The sequence below is a fragment of the Stappia sp. G46H5W genome (assembly GCF_058448995.1).
Window position 1 is genome coordinate 668421 of sequence record NZ_JBZFLL010000002.1, and the last position, 15658, is coordinate 684078.

The 15658-nt window shown below is 65.6% G+C and carries 14 protein-coding genes; 12 read left to right on the forward strand and 2 right to left on the reverse strand.

The annotated features are described in order from the left end of the window. Window positions 1-14 precede the first annotated feature (14 nt). A complete protein-coding gene (locus tag ACVJ6E_RS08755; RefSeq protein ID WP_120267913.1) occupies window positions 15-422 on the reverse strand; it encodes a YbaN family protein in 408 nt (135 codons plus the stop codon). A 234-nt stretch (window positions 423-656) separates the two neighbouring features. Between ACVJ6E_RS08755 and ACVJ6E_RS08760 the strand changes: the two genes are divergently transcribed. Further along, window positions 657-1328, forward strand: coding sequence for a DUF502 domain-containing protein (locus tag ACVJ6E_RS08760; protein ID WP_208996673.1), 672 nt, complete (start codon window positions 657-659; stop codon window positions 1326-1328). Between the two features lie 27 nt (window positions 1329-1355). Here the strand turns inward: ACVJ6E_RS08760 and recG are convergent, their stop codons facing one another. After that, window positions 1356-3464, reverse strand: a complete 2109-nt coding sequence (gene recG, locus ACVJ6E_RS08765; RefSeq protein ID WP_120267915.1) for an ATP-dependent DNA helicase RecG — start codon at window positions 3462-3464, stop codon at window positions 1356-1358. 198 nt (window positions 3465-3662) lie between these two features. Here recG and ACVJ6E_RS08770 point away from each other — a divergent pair, with 198 nt between their 5' ends. The 11 genes from ACVJ6E_RS08770 to lipA all read left to right on the forward strand — a co-directional run bounded on the left by ACVJ6E_RS08770 (window position 3663) and on the right by lipA (window position 15616). Continuing rightward, entirely contained in the window at window positions 3663-3959 is a 297-nt protein-coding gene (locus ACVJ6E_RS08770) for an FAD assembly factor SdhE (RefSeq protein ID WP_120267916.1), read from the forward strand. Between the two features lie 49 nt (window positions 3960-4008). After that, window positions 4009-7509 (forward strand): transcription-repair coupling factor, encoded by a 3501-nt coding sequence (gene mfd, locus ACVJ6E_RS08775; protein WP_491676427.1) that lies wholly within the window; start codon window positions 4009-4011, stop codon window positions 7507-7509. An 87-nt stretch (window positions 7510-7596) separates the two neighbouring features. After that, window positions 7597-7935 (forward strand): FtsB family cell division protein, encoded by a 339-nt coding sequence (locus ACVJ6E_RS08780; protein ID WP_208996637.1) that lies wholly within the window; start codon window positions 7597-7599, stop codon window positions 7933-7935. 195 nt (window positions 7936-8130) lie between these two features. Further along, window positions 8131-9183 (forward strand): pyruvate dehydrogenase (acetyl-transferring) E1 component subunit alpha, encoded by a 1053-nt coding sequence (pdhA, locus tag ACVJ6E_RS08785; RefSeq protein ID WP_120267918.1) that lies wholly within the window; start codon window positions 8131-8133, stop codon window positions 9181-9183. Between the two features lie 15 nt (window positions 9184-9198). Beyond that, window positions 9199-10590 carry a pyruvate dehydrogenase complex E1 component subunit beta gene (locus ACVJ6E_RS08790; RefSeq protein ID WP_120267919.1) on the forward strand — a complete coding sequence of 464 codons (1392 nt, stop codon included), beginning with the start codon at window positions 9199-9201 and terminating at the stop codon, window positions 10588-10590. Window positions 10591-10605: 15 nt separating this feature from the next. Continuing rightward, window positions 10606-11979 carry a pyruvate dehydrogenase complex dihydrolipoamide acetyltransferase gene (locus tag ACVJ6E_RS08795; protein ID WP_120267920.1) on the forward strand — a complete coding sequence of 458 codons (1374 nt, stop codon included), beginning with the start codon at window positions 10606-10608 and terminating at the stop codon, window positions 11977-11979. 106 nt (window positions 11980-12085) lie between these two features. Then, window positions 12086-13534, forward strand: coding sequence for a dihydrolipoyl dehydrogenase (lpdA, locus tag ACVJ6E_RS08800; protein WP_067333514.1), 1449 nt, complete (start codon window positions 12086-12088; stop codon window positions 13532-13534). A 93-nt stretch (window positions 13535-13627) separates the two neighbouring features. After that, the gene (locus tag ACVJ6E_RS08805) at window positions 13628-13876 is read left to right on the forward strand and encodes a GlsB/YeaQ/YmgE family stress response membrane protein (RefSeq protein WP_120267921.1); all 249 of its coding nucleotides are present in this window, start codon (window positions 13628-13630) and stop codon (window positions 13874-13876) included. 31 nt (window positions 13877-13907) lie between these two features. Then, window positions 13908-14147 carry a GlsB/YeaQ/YmgE family stress response membrane protein gene (locus ACVJ6E_RS08810; protein WP_120267922.1) on the forward strand — a complete coding sequence of 80 codons (240 nt, stop codon included), beginning with the start codon at window positions 13908-13910 and terminating at the stop codon, window positions 14145-14147. After that, complete coding sequence (locus ACVJ6E_RS08815) at window positions 14144-14578, forward strand: acyl-CoA thioesterase (protein WP_120267923.1); 435 nt, start codon at window positions 14144-14146, stop codon at window positions 14576-14578. The genes ACVJ6E_RS08810 and ACVJ6E_RS08815 overlap by 4 nt, the downstream gene beginning before the upstream one ends. A 54-nt stretch (window positions 14579-14632) precedes the next feature. Next, entirely contained in the window at window positions 14633-15616 is a 984-nt protein-coding gene (gene lipA / locus ACVJ6E_RS08820; protein WP_120267924.1) for a lipoyl synthase, read from the forward strand. Window positions 15617-15658 lie beyond the last annotated feature (42 nt).

Consider the following 15658-nt stretch of genomic DNA (forward strand, 5'->3'; position numbering starts at 1 on the left):
GGCATCAGGCTTCTTCAGTCCGGCTCCGAGCCGGACGGGCGCGAGGCGACATAGGTCGCGCATCCCATCATGAAGACGCCGACGAAGACCGCCAGCTGCAGCGTCGGCTTGGCCGACAGCAGAAAGACCGCATAGCCGAAGGCCATGCCGCTGAGTGCGGCGATCTTGGCACGCGGGCGGATCGCCCGTTCATCGCGCCAGGCGCGGATACCGGGGCCGAACTGCGGATGCTCCAGCAGCCAGGCCTCGAGCGCCGGCGAGGAGCGGGCAAAACAGGCGGTGGCGCCGATGAAGAAGATGGTGGAAGGGAGCAAGGGCAGGAACGCGCCGACGATGCCGATCACCACCAGCGTTGCACCGAGCAGCCGGTAACCGAGACGCAGGGCCCAGGTCGTGCCGGGCGTGGGTGCATTCTGGTCCATGAAAGCGGTTTGTCTCCATGGCGACTTGCTCAATCGCTCAGGCTGACTATCAAATGTTCGGGCAGGGGGCTAGTTCGGCGGTGCAACATCGCGATATGCGAGGGTGGGCAGCGCACGAGAGCGGAACGGCCATAGCCGCACCGCCGTATGGCAGGACGTGAAGCGATCATGAGCGGAAGCAGCAATCCCGAAGAGCTGGAGCCAATCTCCGCGCCGGTGGCACGGCCAAGGGCAATGACCCGTTTGCGGAACTATTTCCTGACCGGGCTGATCATTGCCGGCCCGCTCGGTATCACGGCCTATCTGACCTGGTCGATCATCCAGTGGGTGGACGGCTGGATCAAGCCGCTCATCCCGCATGTCTACAATCCGGACACCTATCTTCCGATCCCTGTTCCCGGCGTCGGCCTGATCGTCGCGTTCCTGGCGCTCGTCGTCATCGGCTTCCTGACGGCGAACATCGCCGGGAAGACGTTGCTGTCCTATGGCGAATTGCTGCTGGGCCGAATGCCGGTGGTGCGCAATCTTTACAGCGGCCTGAAGCAGATCTTCGAAACCGTGCTGGCGGAGCGCTCCAACAGTTTCAAGAAGGCCGCGATCATCCAGTATCCGCGCCCGGGCCTGTGGGCGATCGTGTTCATCGCCACGGATGCGCGCGGCGAGGTTGCCCATCGCCTCGATGCGGAAGGGGCGGATGTGACGGCGGTCTTCCTGCCGACCACCCCCAACCCCACCTCCGGCTTTCTGCTCTACGTGCCCAAGAGCGAGATTATCGAGCTGGACATGACGGTCGAGGAAGCGGCGAAGCTGGTGATCTCGGCCGGCCTGGTCAGCCCGGAGTACGAGGCGTTGGCGCCGAGCCTGCCAAAGATGAGCGAGCCGCAACCGGCGGTCACCGACGCCTAAGATTGGCCTATCTTCCGTTACGGAAGTTTAGCCCGCGCGGAGCAGGCGGACCGCCTCGTCACGGCCGAAGAGATAGAGCAGCATACGCAGATGCGGACCGCGCTTGCCGTCCAGCGCCGGCTCGGTCTCCAGCACCAGCCGGGCATCGTCGCGTGCGGTTTCCAACAGGTCGCCTTGCGTGCCTGCATCGGCAATGCGGAAGCCCGGCGTTCCGGACTGGCGGGTGCCGAGGATTTCGCCCTCGCCACGCAGCCGCAGGTCCTCCTCGGCGATCAGGAAGCCGTCGTTGGTCTCGCGCATGATCGACAGTCGCGCACGGGCCGTCTCGCCGATCGGTGTCTTGTAGAGCAGAAGGCAGGTCGAGGCTTCCTTGCCGCGACCGACCCGGCCGCGCAGCTGGTGCAGCTGCGACAGGCCGAACCGTTCGGCGTGCTCGATGACGATGATGGACGCTTCCGGCACGTCGACGCCGACCTCGATCACGGTGGTGGCAACGAGAAGCTGGACCGGACCGTCCTTGAAGGCACGCATGGCGGCGTCTTTCTCGTCGCTGCTTTGGCGCCCGTGCACCAGCGCGACGCGCGGTCCCAGGAGCTGAGTCAGGACCGCATGGCGCTCCTCGGCTGCAGCAAGGTCGGATTTCTCGGATTCCTCGACGAGCGGGCACACCCAATACGCCTTCTTGCCCTCCTGGAGCGCGACGCGCAGGCGCTCGACCACCTCGTCCATCCGGTCGAGCGGCACGGCAACTGTCGTGATTGGCTGGCGGCCGGCGGGCTTCTCCGTCAGGCGAGAGACTTCCATGTCGCCGAAATAGGTGAGCACCAGCGTGCGCGGGATGGGCGTTGCCGTCATCACCAGCATGTCGACGCCCTGTCCCTTGGAGGCGAGCATCAGGCGCTGGTGAACGCCGAAGCGGTGCTGCTCGTCGACGATGGCAAGTCCGAGATTGGCAAAGGCAATGTCCGACTGGAAGAGCGCATGGGTGCCGACCAGCAGGTCGATCTCTCCGGCCTCCAGCGCTGCCCGCGTCTCGCGCTTGTGCCGGGCACCGTCCCGCCCGGTGAGGATGGCAAGGCGAATGCCGGCGGCCGCGCAGAGCGGGGCAAGAGAGGCGTGATGCTGGCGGGCAAGGATCTCGGTCGGCGCCATCAATACGGTCTGCGCGCCCGACTCGATGGCCGCCGCAGCCGCCAGCAGGCCGACCACGGTCTTGCCGGCGCCGACATCACCCTGCAGCAGGCGCAACATTCGAATCGGCGAGGCAAGGTCCTCCTCGATTTCGGTGACCGCTTGCGCCTGTCCATTGGTGAGAGAGTAGGGAAGGGCGGCCAGGATCCTCGCCTTCAAAACCCCTTCGAACTTGCGGCCGATGCCCCGTGTCTGGCGCAGGGAACGGCGCACGAGGGCCAGCGCCAGCTGGTTGGCGAGAAACTCGTCGTAGCTGAGGCGCGCAAGGGCCGTGCTGTCCTCACCCTGCTCGGCGAGCCGTGCCTCGTCGGGCCGATGCAGCGCGGTCAGCGCCTCGCGGAACGAAGGCCAGTTCGCCCGCTTGCCATGGGCCGCGTCCAGCCATTCGGGCAGGTCCGGTACACGCTCGAGCCCGGCCGCGATAGCCTTTTGCAGCACCTTGCCCGACAGGCCCTGCGTCAGCGGGTAGACGGGCTCGACCAGCGGCAGTGTGTCTGCCTCTTCCGCCGGCACCACATGGTCGGGGTGGACCATCTGCGGGCGGCCATTGAACCACTCGACCCGGCCGGAGACGATGAGATCGGCGCCCACCGGCATGGACTTCTCCAGCCAGCTGGAATTGGCATGGAAGAACACGAAGGCGATCTCGCCGCTGTCGTCGTGGCCGAAGATGCGGTAGGGCGCGCGGCTGGCGCGGGGAGGCGCCTGATGGCGGTCGATCCGCACTTCGAGCGTAACGATGGCCCCCTCCGGTGCGCGGGCGATGCCGGGGCGCAGGCGGCGGTCGATGATGCCGCTCGGCATGTGCATCAGCAGGTCGATGACATGCGGCTCGCGTTCCGGATCCGTTCCAAGCAGGCTGGCAAGCCGCACGGCCAACCTGGAGCCGACGCCCGGCAGGGAAGAAACAGGAGCAAACAGCGGGTCGAGGATCGAAGGGCGCATGGACGGAAGGCGGGCCGGTCTTCTGGCTGGTTGACATGCTGCCAAGGGTGCGGTCGCTGGAACCGGCGGCAGCCCCACGCATTGAGTTTCACGCGGGGACCGCTATAACCCGCGCACGATCAGGGTTCTGTCAAGGCCGCACCCATACGGCCGGGCAGAGGCGTCCCCAGGGATGCAGGCGAAGGCAAAGGAAACGGCATGGCAGACCGCACGGTCACCTCCGAAAGCGAACGCGACGACGACAGCGCGCGGCGCAAGCGCATTCTCTATCGCTGCCAGCATCGCGGCATGAAGGAGATGGACATTCTCCTCGGCGGATATGTGGGCGAGAACATCGCCACGATGAGCGAGGCGGATCTTGCCACGCTGGAAGTGCTGATGGACGTTTCCGACCAGGAACTGTTCGCCTGGATGATCGGACGCAAGCCGGTGCCGGCCGAGCACGATACCGGTCTTTACCGCGCCATCGCCGCCTATCGCAGCAAGAACAGCTAAACCTTCCGTCAGCCGCATGGGGCGTGGCTGGCCGGGTCAGGAACGAATCGTGGTCGACAAACTCTCCCTCAAGACAGGCAATGCCGTCATTACGGGCGTGCCGGACGGCGCGGAAGCCTATGTGCTGGCGGCTCTCGTCAAGGATGCAGGACCGGGCCTGGCCCTCGTCTTCGTGGCGCGCGATGCCAGCCATGCCCGCAGCGTGCAGGATGCGCTCGCTTATTTCGCGCCCGATTGCGATGTGCTCGACCTGCCGGCCTGGGATTGTCTTCCCTATGACCGGGTATCGCCGACATCCGCGCTGGTCGCCCGGCGCCTGACCTCGCTGAGCCGGCTTGCCGGCGGGGGCGGGGCCTTCGAGCGGCCGACCATTCTGCTGACCACCGCCAATGCCGCCTTGCAGCGCGTGCCGGTGCCCGATTTCGCTCGCAGTCAGAGCTGGAGCGCCCGTCCGGGCAACCGGGTCGATCTCGGCGGGTTGGTGTCGTGGCTGGAGACCAACGGCTTCGTGCGCTCCTCGACCGTGCAGGATACGGGCGAGTACGCCGTGCGCGGCGGTATCGTCGACGTCTTCGCGCCGGGAATGGAAGCGCCCGTCCGTCTCGACTTCTTCGGCGACACGCTGGAGTCGCTGCGTACCTTCGATACCGAGACCCAGCGCACGACGCGGCAGATCAAGCATCTCGATCTTGTCGCGATGAGCGAGGTCGTGCTGACGGAAGAGGCGATCTCCCGTTTCCGCAAGGGCTATGTGGCGGGCTTCGGCGCGACGGACCGGGACGACATCCTCTACCAGTCGATCAGCGAAGGCCGGCGCTATGCCGGCATGGAGCATTGGCTGCCGCTGTTCCACGAGCGGCTCGCGACCTTGTTCGACTATTGCGCGGGCGTGCCTTTCGTCCTGTCGTCGTCCATCGACGACGTGGTGCGCGAACGTCAGGATCAGATCTCCGAGCACTATCAGGCGCGTGTCGATGCGCTGGGCAAGGCAGGCGGCTCCGGCTCGGTGCCGTACAAGCCGCTGGCGCCGGACGCGCTCTACCTGACGGGGGAGGAATGGGCGACCTCCCTTGCCGATGGCGCGAGCCTGCGCCTGTCGGCCTTCGACGTGCCGCCCGGAACGGGGCAGCAGGTGCTGGAGCTCGGCGGCCGGCAGGGCCGCAGCTTTGCGGCCGAACGCTCGGCCGGCGATGTCAACGTCTTCGACGCGCTGGCGGCGCATGCCAGCGCTCGCCGCAAGGCAGGCGACCGCATCGTCATCGCCTGCTGGAGCGAGGGATCGCGCGAGCGTCTGTCGCATGTGCTGGCCGACCACGGGCTTGATCGTGCCGCGCCCGTTGCGACCGACCGTGATGCGCTGGGCCTGCCCAAGGGCATGGCTGCGCTCGCCGTGCTCGGCATCGAGCAGGGCTTCGAGGTCGACGGCCTGACCGTCATCTGCGAGCAGGACATCCTTGGCGATCGCCTGGTGCGCCAGCGCCGCCGCAAGGCATCGGGCGCCAATGTCCTGACCGAAGCGGCAAGCCTTGCCCAGAACGATCTTGTGGTCCACGTCGACCACGGCATCGGCCGCTTCATCGGCCTGCGCACCATCGAGGCGGCCGGCGCGCCGCACGATTGTCTCGAGCTGCAATATGCCGGCGGCGACAAGCTGTTCCTGCCGGTCGAGAACATCGAGCTTCTGACCCGCTACGGATCGGAAGACACCGAGGCGCAGCTCGACAAGCTGGGCGGCGGGGCCTGGCAGGCCCGCAAGGCCCGGATGAAGAAGCGGATCCTCGAGACCGCCGACGGGTTGATCAAGACCGCTGCTGCCCGGGCGCTGCGCACGGCGCCTCCCATCGTTCCGCCGGAAGGCGTCTACGACGAGTTTGCGACGCGCTTCCCCTATGACGAGACCGAGGACCAGCTCAACGCCATCGATGCGGTGTTCGAGGATCTCGCGTCGGGCCGCCCGATGGACCGGCTGGTCTGCGGCGACGTCGGTTTCGGAAAGACCGAGGTCGCCCTGCGCGCTGCCTTCATCGCCGCGATGACGGGGCGCCAGGTTGCGCTGGTCGTGCCGACGACACTGCTGGCCCGCCAGCACTTCAAGACGTTCTCCGAGCGCTTCCAGGGCCTGCCGATCAATGTTGCGCATGCCTCGCGCCTTGTACCGGCGAAGGACCTCGCCGCGACCAAGAAGGGCCTCGCCGACGGTTCGGTCGATATCGTTGTGGGCACCCACGCCCTGCTCGGCAAGGGCGTTACCTTCCGCGATCTCGGCCTCCTGATCATCGACGAGGAGCAGCATTTCGGCGTGAAGCACAAGGAGAAGCTCAAGGAGCTGAAATCCGAGGTGCATGTGCTGACCCTGTCGGCAACGCCGATCCCGCGCACCCTGCAGCTGGCGCTGACCGGCGTGCGGGAATTGTCGCTGATCGCGACGCCGCCGGTGGACCGGCTTGCCGTGCGCACGTTCATCTCGCCGTTCGATCCGGTGGTGGTGCGCGAGGCGCTGCTGCGCGAGCGCTATCGCGGCGGCCAGAGCTTCTATGTCTGCCCGCGCGTCTCGGATCTCGCCGACCAGAAGGCTTTCCTCGAGCAGAGTGTGCCGGAGGTGAAGGTCGCGGTGGCGCATGGCCAGATGGCGCCGGGAGAGCTGGAAGACGTCATGAACGCCTTCTACGAGGGCAAGTACGACGTGCTGCTGTCGACGACCATCGTGGAGTCGGGCCTCGATATTCCGACTGCCAACACGCTGATCGTCCACCGGGCGGACATGTTCGGCCTTGCCCAGCTCTACCAGCTGCGCGGGCGTGTCGGCCGCTCGAAGACGCGGGCCTATGCGCTGTTCACGGTGCCGGCCAACAAGTCGCTGACGACCACCGCCGACCGCCGTCTCAAGGTGCTGCAGTCGCTCGACAGCCTCGGTGCCGGCTTCCAGCTCGCCAGCCACGATCTCGACATTCGCGGTGCGGGCAACCTGCTCGGCGAGGAGCAGTCGGGACACATCAAGGAAGTCGGTTTCGAACTCTACCAGCAGATGCTGGAGGAGGCGGTGGCGCAGCTGCGCACCGGCGACGACACGGAAGCGGAAGAGACCTGGTCTCCGCAGATCCAGGTCGGCACGCCGGTTCTCATTCCGGAGAGCTATGTCGCCGACCTGCCGCTGCGCCTGTCGCTCTATCGGCGTCTGGCGGACCTTTCGGCGCCGGAAGATATCGATGCGTTCGGCGCCGAGCTCATCGACCGTTTCGGTCCGCTGCCGGAAGAGGTGGAGCACCTGTTGAAGATCGTCTTCATCAAGGGGCTGTGCCGCCGGGCCAATGTGGAGAAGATCGACGCCGGACCGAAGGGCGTGGTCATCGCCTTCCGCAACAGCTCCTTCGCCAATCCGGCCGGCCTGGTGTCCTATATCGCCGAGCAGGGTGTGCTGGCGAAGATCCGCCCCGATCAGAAGGTGGTTCTGGTGCGCGACTGGGACAGCGCCGAGCAGCGGCTCAAGGGCAGTGCCGCCGTCCTGCTCAAGCTGGTGCGCCTTGCTGAGGCCGAAACTGCTGCCGCCTGAGCCTTTCGCTCGGGCGGCAACCAACCATTAAGGCTGTTGGCCGATAGTGGTCCCGTCGAACTGTTCGTATCGAGTCGGGTCGCTTCCGTGCCGTTCAATTCCACCCGTTACCGCCGCCGCACCCTTCGCCAGCGCCTCACGGTGCCCGCGATTGCCGTGGGGCTTGTCGCCTACTTCGCCTTTCACGCGCTGAACGGCGAACTCGGTCTCGTGGGCAAAGCCCGGATCGAGCACCGCTACGCCGAGCTGGAAAAAGAGCTTGCCGTGGTGCGGGGGGAGCGCGAAGAATTGCTGAGGCGCGTGATGTTGCTGCGCCCCGAGAGCCTCGATCCGGACATGATCGACGAGCGCGCGCGCGCGAGCCTCAATCTGGTGAACCCGCAGGAGCTCGCAATCCTGCGGCCGAGCCATGCCTCGGCAAAATAACCTAAATCTAGTTCATAATGTATATTGAACCAGATTTCTGTTAAAATTCGAAAAATCCATACATATCAGTTATTTGATCTGTTTTTCGGCTCGGTAACTTCCGGCTTTCATTGACTTTTCGCCTCGCGTACCTTCCGCTAGATTGTTGAAGGGGAAACGCCGTCCCGCAAGGGGCGCAAAACCGAGACGAGGGACATGGCTGGAACGTCTGGCAAGGCCTCCGGTGCACGCTCGAAGAGCGCTGCCCGGTCGAAGGGAGGGGCGGCCAAATCGTCGCCCGCGATCGTAGAGTTCACCAAGGAGCAGGAACTGGGTGCCTATCGGCACATGCTGCTCATTCGCCGCTTTGAGGAAAAGGCCGGCCAGCTTTATGGCATGGGCCTGATCGGCGGCTTCTGTCACCTTTATATCGGCCAGGAAGCGGTCGTCGTCGGCATGCGCATGGCATCCAAGGACGGCGACCAGATGATCACCGGCTATCGTGATCACGGCCATATGCTCGCCATGGACATGGACCCGAAGGGCGTCATGGCCGAGCTGACCGGGCGTCGGGGCGGCTATTCCAAGGGGAAGGGCGGCTCCATGCACATGTTCTCCAAGGAAAAGCAGTTCTACGGCGGCCACGGCATCGTCGGCGCCCAGGTCTCGCTCGGCACCGGCCTTGGCTTCGCCAACCGCTACCGTGAGAACGGTGCGGTCGCGATGACCTTCTTCGGCGACGGCGCCTCCAACCAGGGCCAGGTCTACGAGAGCTTCAACATGGCGCAGCTTTGGAAGCTGCCCGTGGTCTATGTCATCGAGAACAATAAGTACGGCATGGGCACCAGCATCGAGCGTGCCTCCGCGACGACGGACCTGTCCCAGCGCGGCGCCTCGTTCGGCATTCCCGGCGAGCAGGTCGACGGCATGGACGTGCGCGCCGTCATGGCGGCCAGCGAGAAGGCGCTCGAGCATTGCCGCTCGGGCAAGGGGCCGTACATCCTCGAAATGATCACCTATCGCTATCGCGGCCACTCCATGTCCGACCCGGCCAAGTACCGGTCGAAGGAGGAGGTCCAGAAGATGCGCACCGAGCACGATCCGATCGAGCAGGTCCGCAAGCGTCTTCTGGAGAACGGGTGGGCGAGCGAGGACGACCTCAAGGCCATCGACAAGGAGGTGCGCGAGATCGTGGCGGAGTCCGCCGAGTTCGCGCAGACGGATCCGGAGCCGGATGTGTCCGAGCTCTACACCGACATTCTTCTTTGATCGCGGGAGCGTACGATGCCGATTGAGATTCTGATGCCGGCCCTCTCCCCGACGATGGAAGAGGGCACCCTGGCCAAATGGGTGAAGAAGGAAGGCGACAGCGTCGCCGCCGGCGATGTGATCGCCGAAATCGAGACCGACAAGGCGACCATGGAAGTCGAGGCGGTCGACGAGGGCGTGCTCGGCAAGATCCTCGTTGCCGAGGGGACCGAGAACGTCAAGGTCAACACGCCGATCGCCATGCTGCTGGGCGAGGACGAGGACGCATCCGCCCTCGACGCCGCGCCGAAGACCGCTGCAGCGCCTGCGCCGCAGGAAAAGGAAGCCGAGGCTCCGGCTGAGAAGCCGGCTCCGGTTGCCGCAGCGCCCGTTGCTCCGGCCCCTGACGACGTGAGCGATCCGGATGTGCCGGAAGGCACGCCGATGGTGAAGACCACCGTCCGCGAAGCGCTGCGCGATGCGATGGCGGAAGAGATGCGCCGCGACGGCGACGTCTTCCTGATGGGCGAGGAAGTCGCCGAGTACCAGGGAGCCTACAAGATCTCGCAAGGCTTGCTCGAGGAGTTCGGTGCCAAGCGCGTCATCGACACCCCGATTACCGAGCACGGCTTCACGGGTCTTGGCGTGGGTGCAGCGATGGCCGGCCTCAAGCCGATCGTCGAGTTCATGACCTTCAACTTCGCCATGCAGGCGATCGACCAGATCATCAACTCCGCCGCCAAGACGCTCTACATGTCCGGCGGCCAGATGGGCGCGCCGATCGTGTTCCGCGGCGCCAACGGTGCGGCGGCCCGCGTCGCAGCCCAGCACAGCCAGGACTATGCGGCCTGGTACGCCCACGTTCCGGGCCTCAAGGTCGTGCAGCCCTGGTCGGCGGCCGATGCCAAGGGTCTGCTCAAGGCCGCGATCCGCGACCCGAACCCGGTCGTCTTCCTCGAGAACGAGATCCTCTACGGCCAGACCTTCGAGATCCCGGATGTCGAGGACTTCGTCCTGCCGATCGGCAAGGCCAAGGTCGAGCGCAAGGGCAGCGATGTGACCATCGTCTCTTGGGGCATCGGCATGACCTACGTCATGAAGGCAGTCGAGGAACTGGCGGCTGCGGGCATTTCCGCGGAAGTGGTCAACCTGCGCTCGATCCGTCCGCTCGACATCGACACGGTCATCGCGTCGGTGAAGAAGACCGGCCGTCTGGTCACGGTCGAGGAAGCCTACCCGATGTGCTCGGTTTCCGCGGAAATCGGCTATCAGGTCCAGGAGAAGGCGTTCGACTGGCTCGACGCGCCGATCCTGCGGGTCACCGGCAAGGATGTGCCGATGCCCTATGCGGCCAACCTCGAAAAGCTGGCTCTGCCTTCGGTGAAGGAAGTCATCGACGCGGTCAAAGCCGTCACCTACACGGCCTGAGGCGGGGAAGAGACGATGCCAATCAAGATTTTGATGCCGGCCCTCTCGCCGACGATGGAAGAGGGCAATCTCGCCAGGTGGCTGGTCAAGGAGGGCGACACCGTCTCCTCCGGCGACGTCATCGCGGAAATCGAGACCGACAAGGCGACCATGGAAGTCGAGGCGGTCGACGAGGGCACGGTGGGCAAGATCCTCGTTGCGGAAGGCACCGAGGGTGTGAAGGTCAACGAGGTCATCGCGCTGCTGCTGGAAGAGGGGGAGGATGCCTCCTCCCTCGACGGCGCCGCGAAGGCCGACGCCGCGCCGGCCAAGGCGGAGGCTCCGGCAAAGTCCGAGGCCCCGGCCAAGTCGGAGCCGTCCGCTCCGGCAGCCGCCCAGCAGGCGGCTACCGCCAAGGCGCCGCCGGCGCCAGCCAGCGACAAGGGTGAGCGCATCTTTGCCTCGCCGCTCGCGCGCCGGCTTGCGGCGCAGGATGGTCTCGATCTTGCCGCGATCTCCGGCTCCGGTCCGCATGGCCGCATCGTCAAGCGCGATGTGGACGAAGCGCTGAAGTCCGGTACCGGCCGCAAGGGTGCGGATACACCGAAGGCCGCTGCGGCCGAAAAGCCCGCTGCTGCCGAGGCTCCCAAGGCCGCCGCGCCGTCCGGCATGGCGGATTCCCAGGTGCTCAAGCTCTTCGAGGAGGGCAGCTACGAGGTCGTGCCGCATGACAACATGCGCAAGACCATCGCCAAGCGCCTGACGGAGTCCAAGCAGACCGTGCCGCATTTCTACCTGACGGTGGATTGCGAGCTCGACGCGCTGCTGGCCCTTCGTGCCCAGCTCAACGACGCGGCGCCGAAGGACAAGGACGGCAAGCCGGCCTACAAGCTCTCGGTCAACGACATGGTCATCAAGGCCCATGCGCTGGCGCTGAAGGCGGTGCCGGCGGCCAATGCCAGCTGGACCGACGGTGGCATGCTGGTCCACAAGCACGCCGATGTCGGCGTTGCCGTGGCCATCGAGGGGGGGCTGATCACCCCGATCATCCGCCGGGCCGACGAGAAGACCTTGTCCGCGATCTCCAACGAGATGAAGGACCTGGCTGGCCGTGCCCGCAGCCGCAAGCTGCAGCCGCAGGAATACCAGGGCGGCACCACCTCCGTGTCAAATCTCGGCATGTTCGGGATCAAGGACTTCGCTGCCGTGATCAATCCGCCGCACGCGACCATTCTCGCGGTCGGTGCGGGAGAGCAGCGCGCCGTGGTCAAGAACGGCGCCCTGGCAATTGCCACCGTCATGTCGGTGACCCTGTCGACCGACCACCGCGCGGTCGACGGCGCCCTCGGCGCGGAATTGATGTCTGCGTTCCGGCAGTTCATCGAAAACCCGATGAGCATGCTGGTGTGATCGGACGGCCGGCGCCCTGCTGTGGCGCCGGCCGTCTTGCCATCTATTCCGTTTCCGCCGGGTGCAGCCTTCCGGCGCGCCCGCCGTCCTATCTGGAGGACTTTTCATGAGCGGTACGTCCTACGACGTCATCATCATCGGCTCGGGCCCGGGAGGCTATGTCACGGCCATCCGTGCGGCGCAGCTCGGACTCAAGACCGCGATCGTCGAGCGCGAGCATCTTGGCGGCATCTGCCTCAACTGGGGCTGCATTCCCACCAAGGCGCTGCTCCGGTCCGCGGAGATCCTCGATCACGCCAACCACGCCAAGAGCTACGGCCTCAAGCTCGAGGGCAAGATGACCGCCGACGTCAAGGACGTGGTCGCCCGCTCGCGCGGCGTCTCGGCCCGTCTCAATGGCGGCGTCGCCTTCCTGATGAAGAAGAACAAGATCGACGTGATCTGGGGCGAGGCGAAGCTGACCAAGCCCGGCGAGATCAGCGTCGGCAAGTCGACGAAGCCGGTGGTCGAGCCGCAGAACCCGGTGCCGAAGGGCGTCAAGGGCGAGGGCACCTACACCGCCAAGCACATCATCGTCGCGACCGGCGCGCGTCCCCGCGCCCTGCCGGGCATCGAGCCGGACGGCAAGCTGATCTGGACCTATTTCGAGGCGATGAAGCCGGACGTCATGCCCAAGTCGCTGGTCGTCATGGGCTCGGGCGCCATCGGCATCGAGTTTGCGTCCTTCTACCGCTCGATGGGCGCCGAGGTGACCGTTGTAGAAGTGATGCCGCAGGTCATGCCGGTCGAAGACGCCGAGATCTCCGCCTTCGCCCGCAAGCAGCTGGAAAAGCGCGGCCTCAAGATCCTCACCGAGGCCAAGGTCGCCAAGGTGGAGAAGGGCGCGAATTCCGTCACAGCTCATGTTGAGACCAAGGACGGCAAGGTCGAGAAGATCACCGCCGACCGCCTGATCTCCGCCGTCGGCGTCCAGGGCAATATCGAGGGCCTCGGCCTCGAGGCGCTCGGCGTCAAGACCGACCGCGGCTGCATCGTCATCGACGGCTACGGCAAGACCAACGTGCCGGGCATCTACGCCATCGGCGACGTCGCCGGCCCGCCGATGCTGGCTCACAAGGCCGAGCACGAGGGCGTCATCTGCATCGAGAAGATCGCCGGCGTGCCGGGCGTCCATCCGATGGAGAAGGGCCGCATTCCGGGCTGCACCTACTGCAATCCGCAGGTCGCCTCCGTCGGCCTCACCGAAGCCAAGGCCAAAGAGCAGGGCCGCGACATCCGTGTCGGCCGCTACAGCTTTGCCGCAAACGGCAAGGCGATCGCGCTTGGCGAGGACCAGGGCATGATCAAGACGATCTTCGACAAGAAGACCGGCGAGCTGATTGGCGCCCACATGGTCGGCGCGGAAGTGACCGAGCTGATCCAGGGCTTCGTGGTCGCCATGAACCTGGAGACCACCGAGGAAGAGCTGATGCACACGATCTTCCCGCATCCGACCCTGTCGGAAATGATGAAGGAAAGCGTGCTCGACGCCTATGGCCGGGTGCTCAACGCCTGAGGACAGGCCCTGGCCCGAACTTGAGTTGCACGGTGAAGCGTCTACCCTCGGCAGGCGCTTCACCGCACCTTCCTGCAAACGGGGGCTTTCGACATGGACGTCAAGAACATCCTCATCTGGTGCGTCATCGGTCTCATTGCCGGCTGGCTTGCCAGCCTGGTGATCGGCGGCGGTGGCCTTGTGCGCTATCTGATCACCGGCCTGATCGGTGCTTTCGTCGGCGGCTTTCTGTTCAACATGGCCGGCATCAGCATCAATGTCGGCAATGCCTTCGTGAACCAGATCATCGTCGCGGCTATAGGCGCCGTGGTGGTGGTGCTGATCGCGCGGGTAATCGCCTGATCTCTCGGGCCGGCTTTCAGGTGAGGACATAATGGGCATCATCCTCTGGATCGTGATCGGGTTGATCGCCGGCGCCGTCGCGTACCGCGTGCTCGACAGCCGCGGCGGCTTTTTCGGCAGCCTGATCGTCGGCCTGATCGGTGCGCTGGTCGGTGGCAAGCTCGCCGAAATCTTCAAGCTGAACGTGTCGGGCGCATTCATCGACCAGCTGGTCCTGGCGACCGTGGGCGCGATCCTGCTTCTGTTCGTCTGGCGGAAGATCCGGAGTTGAACGAGTTAGCCCCAATCGAGGCCTACCCGCTGCGCGCGAGCGACAAGCTGCGTTACAGCGACACGGACCGGCAGGGACACGTCAACAACGCGGTCTACTCGACGTTTCTGGAGACCGGCCGGGTGGAGCTCCTGTTCCATGTGGCCGGGGAGCTGGCAGAACCGGGCGCGGCCTTTGTGATCGCCCGGCTGGAGCTTGACTTCCTTGCCGAAGGCCTGTGGCCCGGCATGGTGGAGATCGGCACCGCGGTGGCGAACATCGGGCGCAGTTCCATAACCCTGGAACAGGTGATCTGCCAGGACGGGCGGCATCTGGCGAAGGCGCGCAGCGTGATCGTGCAGATGAACGAGAGCACACGACGCTCCCAGCCTCTGGGGGAGGCTGCCGTTGCGCAGTTGAAGAGCTACATGAGACCTGCTGCGGCGGTATAGCAGACCGGCGCGGAACCGCTTGACCTTTCACCCCAACAGCGACACTTAGGTGCCATGGTTACACTCCTCGACACGGTTACCCAGGGCAGCTCGCAGGCCGAGCGGCCCCGCCATCCGGAAAAGGCCCACCGGCCCGACAACCCGATCCAGCGCAAGCCTGCCTGGATCCGGGTCAAGGCGCCGACGTCTCCCGTCTACCGGGAAACGCAGCAGGTGGTGCGCTCCAACAATCTCGTGACCGTCTGCGAGGAAGCGGGCTGTCCGAATATCGGCGAGTGCTGGTCGAAGAAGCATGCCAGCTTCATGATCCTCGGCGACACCTGCACCCGCGCCTGCGCCTTCTGCAACGTGCGCACGGGCATGCCCGGTCCGGTCGACCCGAAGGAACCGACCGGCGTTGCCGAGGCCGTCGCGACGATGGGCCTGCAGCATGTCGTCATCACCTCGGTGGACCGCGACGACCTTGCCGACGGTGGTGCCGGCCATTTCGCCGAAGTGATCCAGGCGATCCGCGAGCGCGCGCCCTCGACCACCATCGAGGTGCTGACGCCCGATTTCTTGCGCAAGCCCGGCGCCCTGGAAACGGTGGTTCGCGCGCGGCCCGACGTCTTCAACCACAATCTGGAGACGGTGCCGTCCAAGTATCTGACCGTGCGCCCCGGCGCGCGCTATTTCCACTCCATCCGCCTGCTTCAGCAGGTGAAGGAGATCGACCCGAGCATGTTCACCAAGTCGGGCATCATGGTCGGTCTCGGCGAGGAGCGGAACGAGGTGCTGCAGCTGATGGACGATCTGCGCACCGCAGAGGTCGACTTCCTGACAATCGGCCAGTATCTGCAGCCGAGCTCCAAGCACCACGCGGTGGCGCGCTTCGTGACGCCGGACGAGTTCACGGCATTCGAGAAGATCGCCTATGCCAAGGGCTTCCTGAAGGTTTCGGCCAGCCCGCTGACCCGTTCGTCGCATCATGCGGGCGAGGACTTCGCGGACCTGAAGCGTGCGCGCGCCGCCAAGCTGGGCCGGGCCGCTTCCGTCTGATATTCCGGCCCGGCCGTGTGCCGGGCCGTCGACACGAGAAAG

Coding starts and splice junctions, on each gene's coding strand:
- ACVJ6E_RS08755 (WP_120267913.1), bottom strand. CDS start 422: ATGGACCAGAATGCACCCACGCCCGGCACGACCTGGGCCCTGCGTCTC.
- ACVJ6E_RS08760 (WP_208996673.1), top strand. CDS start 657: ATGACCCGTTTGCGGAACTATTTCCTGACCGGGCTGATCATTGCCGGC.
- recG (WP_120267915.1), bottom strand. CDS start 3,464: ATGCGCCCTTCGATCCTCGACCCGCTGTTTGCTCCTGTTTCTTCCCTG.
- ACVJ6E_RS08770 (WP_120267916.1), top strand. CDS start 3,663: ATGGCAGACCGCACGGTCACCTCCGAAAGCGAACGCGACGACGACAGC.
- pdhA (WP_120267918.1), top strand. CDS start 8,131: ATGGCTGGAACGTCTGGCAAGGCCTCCGGTGCACGCTCGAAGAGCGCT.
- ACVJ6E_RS08790 (WP_120267919.1), top strand. CDS start 9,199: ATGCCGATTGAGATTCTGATGCCGGCCCTCTCCCCGACGATGGAAGAG.
- ACVJ6E_RS08795 (WP_120267920.1), top strand. CDS start 10,606: ATGCCAATCAAGATTTTGATGCCGGCCCTCTCGCCGACGATGGAAGAG.
- lpdA (WP_067333514.1), top strand. CDS start 12,086: ATGAGCGGTACGTCCTACGACGTCATCATCATCGGCTCGGGCCCGGGA.
- ACVJ6E_RS08805 (WP_120267921.1), top strand. CDS start 13,628: ATGGACGTCAAGAACATCCTCATCTGGTGCGTCATCGGTCTCATTGCC.
- ACVJ6E_RS08810 (WP_120267922.1), top strand. CDS start 13,908: ATGGGCATCATCCTCTGGATCGTGATCGGGTTGATCGCCGGCGCCGTC.
- lipA (WP_120267924.1), top strand. CDS start 14,633: ATGGTTACACTCCTCGACACGGTTACCCAGGGCAGCTCGCAGGCCGAG.